Genomic DNA, 9991 nt, shown 5'->3' on the forward strand with positions numbered 1-9991 from the left:
CGACCGGGCCGCCCGCGCGGAGCGCGAGGCGCGCGCCCGGGCCGAGCAGCGCCGGGCCCGGCTGCGCCACGAGGCCGCGGTGGCCGAGGCGGTCGCCTCCGGCGCCCGGCAGCTCCTGGCGCACGTGGAGGTCTCCCTCGCCCGCGCCGAGGAGGAGCGGGCCGCAGCCGAGGCCGCCAAGGCCCAGCGTGAGCAGGAACTCGCCCGCGCCCGGACCGAGGGGCGCGATCTCAAGGCGGAACTCGACAAGTTGACGGATTCCGTGCACCGCGGGGAGGTACTCGGCGCCGAGAAGCGGCTGCGGATCGAACAGCTGGAGACCAAGGCGCTGGAGGAACTGGGTGTCGAACCGGCCGTGCTGGTCGAGGAGTACGGCCCGCATCAGCTGGTGCCGCCCTCGCCCCCCGCCGAGGGGGAGCAGCTGCCGGAGGACCCGGAGCACCCGCGCAACCAGCCCCGCCCGTTCGTCCGGGCCGAGCAGGAGAAGCGCCTGAAGGCGGCCGAGCGTGCCTATCAGCAGCTCGGCAAGGTGAACCCGCTCGCCCTGGAGGAGTTCGCGGCGCTGGAGGAACGGCATCAGTTCCTCAGCGAGCAGCTGGAGGACCTGAAGAAGACCCGCGCGGACCTGCTCCAGGTGGTCAAGGAGGTCGACGAACGCGTCGAGCAGGTCTTCACCGAGGCCTTCCGGGACACCGCGCGGGAGTTCGAAGGGGTGTTCTCCCGGCTCTTCCCGGGCGGTGAGGGGCGCCTGGTGCTGACCGACCCCGACAACATGCTCACCACGGGCGTGGACGTGGAGGCGCGTCCGCCGGGCAAGAAGGTCAAGCGGCTCAGCCTGCTCTCCGGCGGCGAGCGGTCGCTGACCGCCGTCGCCCTGCTGGTGTCGATCTTCAAGGCGCGCCCCAGCCCGTTCTACGTCATGGACGAGGTCGAGGCGGCGCTCGACGACACCAACCTGCAGCGGCTGATCCGGATCATGCAGGAGCTGCAGGAGACCTCGCAGCTGATCGTGATCACGCACCAGAAGCGCACCATGGAGGTCGCCGACGCGCTCTACGGCGTCTCCATGCAGGGCGACGGCGTCTCCAAGGTCATCAGCCAGCGCCTGCGCTAGAACGGCGCAGGATCTTCAAGTTCCGAACACATCCTTAGCGGAGTGCCATCATCCGCCTGTCTTCTTGCTCACATTTCCGCCTCCCGCTGCGGTATTGACTTCAAAAGTTGAACGCATAGTCTCTGCAACGTTGCTTTTACATTCAGGCAGTCAGGTGGACCCGTGACCAGCACAGCGCAGACCCGGGCGACAGGCGCCGCCCAGGCTCAGCCCGATCACCTCGGGCACGTCATCTTCATCGCGGCGGCGGCTGCCATGGGCGGCTTCCTCTTCGGCTACGACAGCTCCGTGATCAACGGTGCGGTCGAGGCCGTCCGGGACCGGTACGACATCGGCTCCGCCGCCCTCGCCCAGGTCATCGCCATCGCCCTGATCGGCTGCGCCGTCGGCGCGGCGACCGCCGGGCGGACAGCCGACCGCATCGGCCGCATCCGGTGCATGCAGATCGCCGCCGTGCTGTTCACGGTCAGCGCCGTCGGCTCCGCCCTGCCCTTCACGCTCTACGACCTCGCCTTCTGGCGCGTGGTCGGCGGCTTCGCCATCGGCATGGCCTCCGTCATCGGCCCCGCCTACATCGCCGAGGTCGCCCCGCCCGCCTACCGCGGCCGTCTCGGCTCCTTCCAGCAGGCCGCGATCGTCGTCGGCATCGCCGTCTCCCAGCTGGTCAACTGGGGCATCCTGAACGCCGCCGACGGCGACCAGCGCGGTGAGCTGCTCGGCCTGGAGGCCTGGCAGCTGATGCTCGGCGTCATGGTGATCCCGGCCGTCCTGTACGGCCTGCTCTCCTTCGCCATCCCCGAGTCGCCCCGCTACCTGATCTCCGTCGGCAAGCGCGAGCGCGCCCGGGAGATCCTCGCCGAGGTCGAGGGCACCGAGATCGACCTCGACGCCCGCGTCACCGAGATCGAGACCGGCATGCGCCGCGAGGAGAAGTCCAGCTTCAAGGACCTGCTCGGCGGCAGCTTCTTCTTCAAGCCGATCGTCTGGGTCGGTATCGGCCTGTCGGTCTTCCAGCAGTTCGTCGGCATCAACGTCGCGTTCTACTACTCCTCGACGCTGTGGCAGTCGGTCGGCGTCGACCCGACGGACTCGTTCTTCTACTCGTTCACCACGTCGATCATCAACATCGTCGGCACCGTGATCGCGATGATCTTCGTGGACCGGATCGGCCGCAGGCCGCTGGCGATCATCGGCTCCGTCGGCATGGTGATCGGCCTCGCCCTGGAGGCCTGGGCGTTCTCCTTCGACCTGGTCGGCGGCAAGCTCCCGGAGACCCAGGGCTGGATCGCCCTGATCGCCGCCCATGTGTTCGTGCTCTTCTTCGCCCTGTCGTGGGGCGTGGTCGTCTGGGTCATGCTCGGCGAGATGTTCCCCAACCGGATCCGCGCCGCCGCGCTCGGCGTCGCCGCCGCCGCGCAGTGGATCGCCAACTGGGCCATCACCGCGAGCTTCCCGTCGCTGGCCGACTGGAACCTGTCCGTCACCTACGTGATCTACACGGCGTTCGCCGCGCTCTCCATCCCGTTCGTCCTGAAGTTCGTCAAGGAGACCAAGGGCAAGGCGCTGGAGGAGATGGGCTGACGGCCCGCCGCACGACCCGAGGAGGAGGGCTCCAGTCCCCGCTGCCCCCACTCCTCGCACCCCCCACCACCGCCCCGGCCGGGTCCGCCCGCCGGGGCGGTGCCCTGTCCGCAGGGCCACTGGTCAGACATGGGGTCATTCCCCCAGCCGTGGCAGGACCCGCTCGGCGAACAGCTGCAGGCTCCGCCACCCCTCGTCCACCGGCATCCCGCCCGCCAGCGGATGCAGCACACAGGTCCCGCGCTCCAGTGCCAAACACTCCTCGGGCGTGACGATCCGGTACACACCCTCCGCGCGCAGTTCCTCCACCGTCGCCGCGGCCGATCGCACCGCCGAGCGGGCCCCGGCCGGCTGCCAGGAGGCGTAGGTCCGCGCCTCGTGCAGGAAGTGCCTCCCGTGGCGCGCCCATGCCTGCTCGGGGTCCTCCGCGAGATGCAGCAGCGACGTCGCGGCGGACGGCATCATCATCCAGCCGCTGGTGCCGTACTCCGCGAGCCTCGCCTTGTAGTACGCCTCCAGCTCCGGCAGATGCGCGCTGGGGAAGAACGGCAGCCCGAACCGGGCGGCGCGGCGGGCGGCGGCCCGTGACGAGCCGCCCACCAGCAGCGGGGGATGCGGCTCCGAGTACGGGCGCGGCGTGACGCGCACCGTGCGGCCGCGGTAGGTGAACTCCTCTCCGGTCCAGGCCTTCAGCAACGTGTCCAGCAGCCGGTCCTGGAGCCTGCCGCGCTCGGCGAAGTCCACCCCGGCGCGCTCGTACTCCTCCGGGCGGTAGCCGATCCCGGCCACGGTGACCAGCCGGCCGCCGCTGAGCAGATCCAGCACCGCGATCTCCTCGGCCAGCCGCAGCGGGTCGTACAGCGGGCCGATCATCGCGGAGACGGTGACGGTCAGGCGCCGCGTCGCGCCGAGCACGGCGCCCGCGAAGGCGAAGGGCGCGGGCAGCCAGTTGTCGGGCACCCCGTGGTGCTCCTCCGTCTGCACCGTGGTGATCCCGCGGTCGTCCGCGTACACCGCCATCTCCAGGGCGGCCCGGTAGCGGGCGGAGAGCTCGGCCGGGGACGCGCCGGGGGCGACCAGATTGAACCGTACGACCGTGACGGGCATGCCCTTCGTCCCCCCTCCGCCGCCGAGCCGGTGACGGAGCGAACCGTAGCTGACGTACCGTCAGATCGCCAGGGTGCCGGCGAGCAGGGGCGGCCGACCGCGGCCGGCCTTCCGAATGACTGGCATGGGGGAGCCGAGTCGGGCAGTTCGGGAGGGCCGGCCGCGGCCGGGGTCTGGCGAGTGCTCCGGGTGGCCTCAGACGGCCTCGGCGGTCTCGGGCAGCTCGGCCGCGAGCCGTTCCGTGAGGTCGACGACCTCGGCGACGCCCCCGAAATCGCGGACCGCGTTGTCCACGGTCTTACGGATGCGGGTGTTGACGCGTTCCGAACGCACCTTCTTGGCGGCCTTGATGGCCTCGGTGGCCAGAGACGCGCTCTGCTCCGGCTCGCGCTGCAGCAGATGCACGGTGGCCATGCCGATCAGGTTGAGGGCGTAGCTGCGCTGGTGCTCGCCGGACTCCCGGGCGAACAGCTCCACGGCCCGCTGCATCAGCGGCTCGGCCAGCGAGGCGTAGGTGGGGCTGCGGCCCGCCACATAGGCGAGGTCGCGGAAGGAATGGGAGTTCTCCCCGTAGAGCTCGGCCTCGGAGAAGAACTTGATCCAGTCGGGGTCCGGCTCGTCCCACTCGTCGGCCTCGGCGAAGGTGTCCTCGGCCATGCGCACCGCGCGCTTGCAGCGGCCGGGCTGGCCCATGTTGGCGTAGGCGCGGGCCTCCATCGCATACAGCATCGACTGGGTGCGCGGGCTGGCGCAGTCGCGGCTGCCGTACTGGGCGAGATGGATGAGCTCCAGGGCGTCCTCGGGGCGGCCGAGGTGGATCATCTGGCGGCTCATGCTGGACAGGATGTAGGAGCCGAGCGGCCGGTCGCCCGCCTCCTTGGCGGCGTGCAGGGCGAGCACGAAGTACTTCTGCGCGGTGGGCTGCAGCCCCACGTCGTACGACATCCAGCCGGCCAGCTCGGCCAGTTCCGCGGCGACCTTGAACAGGCGGCGGGTGGTGGCCTCCGGCTGGGGCTCCTGGAGCAGGTCGGTCACCTCGTGCAGCTGGCCGACGACCGCCTTGCGGCGCAGACCGCCGCCGCACTGGGCGTCCCACTGCCGGAACATCACCGTGGTCGTCTCCAGCAGGTCCAGCTCCGGCTTGGACAGCCGTCCCCGCCCGCGGCCGGAGGAGGAGGCCGGCTCCGGCTCGGAGTGCTGCTGCGGGGCGGACGGCGTGGGGACGAGCCAGCGCTGCATGGGCTCGATGAGGGACGGGCCCGCGGAGAGGGCGAGCGAGCTCCCGAGGAAGCCGCGCCGCGCCAGCATCAGGTCGCTGCGCGAGAACTCGCTGAGCAGGGCCACGGTCTGCGGGCCCGTCCACGGCAGGTCCACGCCGGTCGCGGAGGGTGAGGGGCGCGTGTTGCGCAGGCCCAGGTCCTCCACGGAGACGACCACGCCGAAGCGCTCGGAGAACAGCTCCGACAGGATCCTGGGGATCGGCTCGCGCGGGTTCTCCCCGTCCAGCCAGCGGCGCACGCGGGAGGTGTCGGTGGAGATGTGGTTGGCGCCCAACTGGCGTGCTCTGCGGTTGACCTGACGGGCGAGCTCGCCCTTGGACCAGCCGCTGCGGACGAACCACGAGGTGAGAAGCTCGTTCGGGCGTTTCTCCGCACTCGCAGCGCTCGCTCCGCCACCGCCGTTGCCGCTCACTGGAACGCCCCCATCCCTGAAGACCACTTGCCGCCGAGTGCGCCAAGCCCTATCAGAATGCCGGTTGTCGGGGCCGCCCGTCCGGCGGTTGTCACCCTTCGAACGGAAACCCGAGTTGCCTCCGGCATACCCACGAGTGCATGTGCCCCGAGAAGCCGTGCACTCAACGTAATCTCACGATCACCCGTCCAGCCATGGCGAATGCGTAATCGCCACCATTCGCCACCCCTTTGTATGAACTCAAGGTCTCCGGCGCGCGATTCACTTGACATAGGACAGTCAGGAGTGGATGCAGGGACGCAAGCGGGGGCGCGCGGCCTCCGGCTCACCACCCCTGGCGCGTCGAGGCGCCGACTGAACCGAGCGGCGCGGGGAAGTCGCGAACGGAGAGTCACATTCTCTGTCCGCTGCGTAACCACCGGTGTGTCGGACCCGTTGGAGGGGGTATGGGCTTCACGATCGGCATCAGTCGGGGCATCCGCGACATCCGGTCCGGCTCGCGCCGCCGGAGCCGTCCCTCGGACGGCACCGCAGCGGCGGAGTACACCGGGCTGTGGGGCTGGGACGTGGTGCCGGGCGCCCGCGCCACCGCCGGGGTCTGCTCCTGCGGCCGGACGGACTGCCGGGCACCGGGTGCGCATCCGCTGGACTTCGCGCCGGTGATCCCCGCCGGGGCGACGCTGGACGAGGTGACCGCCGTGTGGGCCGAGTTCCCCGGGGCCTCGCTGATGCTTCCGGCCGGCCGGGCCTTCGACGTCCTGGAGGTGGCGGAGTCCGCCGGGCGGCACGCCCTGGCCCGGCTGGAGCGCATGGGACTGCCGGTCGGACCGGTCGCCGCCACCCCGGACGGACGCGCCCAGTTCCTCGTCGCCCCCGGCGCCGCCGACGCGCTGCCCGAGCTGCTGTACCGCATGGGCTGGGACGCCCCGGCCGCCCTCGACCTGCGCGGCCTCGGCCTGGGTTCGTACATCACGGCCCCGCCCTCCGACCGCGGCGGATTCGGCCCGGTCCGCTGGCTGCGCCCGCCCGCCCTCGACTCCGCCACCCGCCCCCCGCAGGCCCGCCTCCTCCTGGGCACCCTCGCCTACGTGGCCCACCGGTCGCGGGCGTAGCACGCCCCCTGCCGCAGCGGCGCCGTTCTTGGCACGGTTGCACAGCGAAGCGCCCGTCCCGGAGATCCGGGAGCGGGCGCTTCCTTCGCTGTGAGTTGGCCGTGGGGCTCGGCGGGAGTCCGCCCTCGGAGGACTCAGTCCCCGAGGAGCGCGTCCACGAAGGCCTCCGGCTCGAACGGGGCCAGGTCGTCGGCGCCCTCGCCGAGGCCGACCAGCTTGACCGGGACGCCCAGCTCGCGCTGGACCGAGATCACGATGCCGCCCTTGGCGGTGCCGTCCAGCTTGGTCAGCACGATGCCGGTGATGTCGACGACCTCGGCGAAGACCCGGGCCTGCACCAGACCGTTCTGACCGGTGGTGGCGTCCAGCACCAGCAGCACCTCGTCCAGCGGGGCGTGCTTCTCCACGACCCGCTTGACCTTGCCGAGCTCGTCCATGAGGCCCGTCTTGGTGTGCAGCCGGCCGGCGGTGTCGATGAGCACGGCGTCGGCGGACATCTCGATGCCCTCCTTGACCGCGTCGAACGCCACGGAGGCCGGGTCGCCGCCCTCGGGACCGCGCACGGTGTGGGCACCCACCCGCTCGCCCCAGGTCTGCAGCTGGTCGGCCGCGGCCGCGCGGAAGGTGTCGGCGGCGCCGAGGACCACGGTGTTGCCGTCGGCCACCAGGACACGGGCGAGCTTGCCGGTGGTGGTGGTCTTGCCGGTGCCGTTGACGCCGACGACCATCACGATGCCGGGGCCGCCGGCCTCGTTCTCGGTGTGCACGGTGCGGTCCATGTCGGGACCGACCAGCTTGATCAGCTCCTCGCGCAGCAGGCCGCGCAGCTCCTCGGGAGTGCGGGTGCCCAGCACCTTGACCCGCTCCCGCAACCGCTCGACCAGCTCCTGCGTCGGCTGCACACCGACGTCGGCGGTGAGCAGGGTGTCCTCGATCTCCTCCCAGGTGTCCTCGTCGAGGTGCTCGCGGGACAGCAGGGTGAGCAGGCCCTTGCCGAGGGCGTTCTGCGAACGGGAGAGCCGGGCGCGCAGCCGGACCAGCCGGCCGGCGGTGGGCTCCGGGATCTCGATGGGCGGAGCCTCGGGGGCGGGCGGCTCCTCGACGGTGACGGGAGCGCCGCCGACGTCCGGAAGATCAACCTCCTCGATGGTGCGCCGCGGTTCCTCCCGCGGCGTCTCGGCCTCGTCGCCGACATGCGGCTCGGCGGGAGGGGCGGTGATGTCGGGCGTGGCGGGCGGCGGCGGAGGCAGCTTCTTCTTGCGCCGACTGCCGACGATGAGCCCGCCGAGCGCGCCGAGCACGACCACGGCGATGACTACAGCAAGGATGACGATGTCCATAACGCGTCCAGTATGGACCGGCCCCCCGATGGGCCCGCCGGTGCACGCGCGGCCCCCCTCGCCGGGGTCACCTGCCTGCCCGGGCCCCACCCGGACGCGCTCCGGGGGCCAACGGAACGGTCCCGCACCCGTGGTCGTGAATCGGACAGCCCCAATGGCCGACCCGGGCCGCGTCCTCGGGGCCGCGCGCAGAAGCTGGTTTCACCTCGCCGTAACGCGGTCACGGCGTTCGTCACATCGCGGAAACATCTCTGCGCGCTGGGTGAAACCGGCCTGAGCCAATCTCCTGAGCACAGCCGGCCCACCGCCCCCAGGCATCCGCACAGGGCCGTTCCGCCAGAAGGAGTCTCAGGCCTTGAATGTTGGAGATACCGCATTTGTCCTGATCAGCGCCGCGCTGGTCATGCTGATGACGCCGGGCCTCGCCCTCTTCTACGGGGGCATGGTCCGCACCAAGAGCACGCTGAACATGCTCATGATGTCCTTCGTCTCGCTGGGCGTCGTCAGCGTCCTGTGGGTGCTCTACGGATATTCGCTCGCGTTCAGCGGTGACGTCGGCGGCTTTGTAGGCAACCTCGACCTGCTCGGCCTGGACGGCATCACCGGCGACAGCGTGATGGAGAACTTCGCCGGCCGGGACATCCCGGTCTTCGCCTTCGTGCTGTTCCAGATGCTGTTCGCCGTCCTCACCCCCGCCCTGATGAGCGGTGCGCTCGCCGACCGGGTGAAGTTCGGCTCGTGGGTGGTTTTCATCGCTCTGTGGGTCACGGGCGTCTACTTCCCGGTCGCCCACTGGGTGTGGGGCGGCGGCTGGCTCGCCGAGCTGGACCCGGCGATCATCGACTTCGCGGGCGGTACCGCGGTCCACATCAACGCCGGTATCGGCGCCCTGGCGGCGGTCCTCGTGGTCGGCAAGCGGATCGGGTTCAAGAAGGACCCCATGCGTCCGCACAACCTGCCGCTGGTCCTGCTCGGCACCGCACTGCTGTGGTTCGGCTGGTTCGGCTTCAACGCGGGCTCCGAGCTCGCGGCCGACGGCACGGCGGCGAGCATGGCGCTGAACACGCAGGTCGCCACCGGCGCCGCGGTGCTCGGCTGGCTCATCTACGAGCGGATCCGCCACGGTGCCTTCACCACGCTCGGCGCCTGCTCCGGAGCCATCGCCGGTCTGGTCGCCATCACCCCCGCGGGCGGCAACGTCAACGTGCTGGGCGCGCTGCTCATCGGTGTCGTCGCCGGCGCGGTCTGCTCCTGGGCCGTCAGCCTCAAGTACAAGCTGGGCTACGACGACTCGCTCGACGTCGTCGGCGTCCACTTCGTGGGCGGCGTGATCGGCACCCTGATGGTCGGCTTCCTCGCCATCGACGGGGTCGGCGGCTGGGACCAGTTCGTCTCGCAGGCCATCGGTGCCGTCTCCGTCATGGGCTACACCTTCGTGGTGACGTTCGTCCTCGCCTTCCTGATCCAGAAGACCATCGGGTTCCGGGCGAGCGAGGACGACGAGGTCGCCGGTCTCGACCAGGCAGCGCACGCCGAGACCGCATACGACTTCAGCGGTGCCGGCGGCGGCAGCGCCCGCACCGCCGCCACCGCCCCCGTCGCCCCGGCCGAGTCCAAGAAGGTGGACGCATGAAGCTCATCACCGCCGTCGTGAAGCCGCACCGGCTCGACGAGATCAAGGAGGCCCTGCAGGCCTTCGGCGTACACGGTCTGACCGTCACCGAGGCCAGCGGCTACGGCCGCCAGCGCGGCCACACCGAGGTCTACCGGGGCGCCGAATACACCGTCGACCTGGTGCCCAAGATCCGCATCGAGGTGCTGGTCGAGGACGACGACGCCGAACAGCTCATCGAGGTGATCGTCAAGGCGGCCCGCACCGGAAAGATCGGTGACGGCAAGGTCTGGTCCGTCCCGGTCGAGACGGCCGTACGGGTCCGGACCGGCGAGCGCGGCCCCGACGCGCTCTGACACACGAGGACGGGAGTCGCCGGGTGGCGGGTACGAACGTGACGAACCAGACACAGGACTCGGGACCCGGCGGCTAC

Annotated in this window: 8 protein-coding genes; 5 read left to right on the plus strand and 3 right to left on the minus strand. The window is 71.0% G+C overall.

Annotated elements, in window-relative coordinates; all coding sequences use genetic code 11:
• Window positions 1-1114 (plus strand): AAA family ATPase (locus tag ABD207_RS29125; protein ID WP_344016225.1); only part of this gene is annotated, 1114 nt, incomplete at its 5' end.
• A gap of 162 nt (window positions 1115-1276) precedes the next feature.
• Window positions 1277-2695, plus strand: a complete 1419-nt coding sequence (locus tag ABD207_RS29130; protein WP_344016226.1) for a sugar porter family MFS transporter — start codon at window positions 1277-1279, stop codon at window positions 2693-2695.
• A gap of 135 nt (window positions 2696-2830) precedes the next feature.
• Here ABD207_RS29130 and ABD207_RS29135 read toward each other — a convergent pair whose 3' ends face one another.
• On the minus strand, window positions 2831-3802 hold the full coding sequence (locus ABD207_RS29135) for an LLM class flavin-dependent oxidoreductase (protein ID WP_344016228.1): 972 nt from the start codon (window positions 3800-3802) through the stop codon (window positions 2831-2833).
• Window positions 3803-3997: 195 nt separating this feature from the next.
• Window positions 3998-5494 (minus strand): transcriptional repressor NsdA, encoded by a 1497-nt coding sequence (gene nsdA, locus ABD207_RS29140; protein WP_344016230.1) that lies wholly within the window; start codon window positions 5492-5494, stop codon window positions 3998-4000.
• 446 nt (window positions 5495-5940) lie between these two features.
• Here nsdA and ABD207_RS29145 point away from each other — a divergent pair, with 446 nt between their 5' ends.
• The gene (locus ABD207_RS29145) at window positions 5941-6606 is read left to right on the plus strand and encodes a bifunctional DNA primase/polymerase (RefSeq protein ID WP_344016232.1); all 666 of its coding nucleotides are present in this window, start codon (window positions 5941-5943) and stop codon (window positions 6604-6606) included.
• 134 nt (window positions 6607-6740) lie between these two features.
• Here ABD207_RS29145 and ftsY read toward each other — a convergent pair whose 3' ends face one another.
• The gene (ftsY, locus tag ABD207_RS29150) at window positions 6741-7946 is read right to left on the minus strand and encodes a signal recognition particle-docking protein FtsY (protein WP_344016234.1); all 1206 of its coding nucleotides are present in this window, start codon (window positions 7944-7946) and stop codon (window positions 6741-6743) included.
• Between the two features lie 355 nt (window positions 7947-8301).
• Here ftsY and ABD207_RS29155 point away from each other — a divergent pair, with 355 nt between their 5' ends.
• Window positions 8302-9579 carry an ammonium transporter gene (locus tag ABD207_RS29155; protein WP_344016236.1) on the plus strand — a complete coding sequence of 426 codons (1278 nt, stop codon included), beginning with the start codon at window positions 8302-8304 and terminating at the stop codon, window positions 9577-9579.
• Complete coding sequence (locus ABD207_RS29160; RefSeq protein ID WP_344002855.1) at window positions 9576-9914, plus strand: P-II family nitrogen regulator; 339 nt, start codon at window positions 9576-9578, stop codon at window positions 9912-9914. The genes ABD207_RS29155 and ABD207_RS29160 overlap by 4 nt, the downstream gene beginning before the upstream one ends.
• The last annotated feature ends 77 nt before the right edge of the window (window positions 9915-9991 follow it).

Source organism: Streptomyces thermospinosisporus (assembly GCF_039526425.1).
GTDB classification, from domain to species: domain Bacteria; phylum Actinomycetota; class Actinomycetes; order Streptomycetales; family Streptomycetaceae; genus Streptomyces; species Streptomyces thermocarboxydovorans.

Bases quoted from the DNA above. Each gene is read 5' to 3' on its own strand.
- ABD207_RS29160 (WP_344002855.1), top strand. From the start codon at position 9,576: ATGAAGCTCATCACCGCCGTCGTGAAGCCGCACCGGCTCGACGAGATC.
- ABD207_RS29135 (WP_344016228.1), bottom strand. From the start codon at position 3,802: ATGCCCGTCACGGTCGTACGGTTCAATCTGGTCGCCCCCGGCGCGTCC.
- ftsY (WP_344016234.1), bottom strand. From the start codon at position 7,946: ATGGACATCGTCATCCTTGCTGTAGTCATCGCCGTGGTCGTGCTCGGC.
- ABD207_RS29145 (WP_344016232.1), top strand. From the start codon at position 5,941: ATGGGCTTCACGATCGGCATCAGTCGGGGCATCCGCGACATCCGGTCC.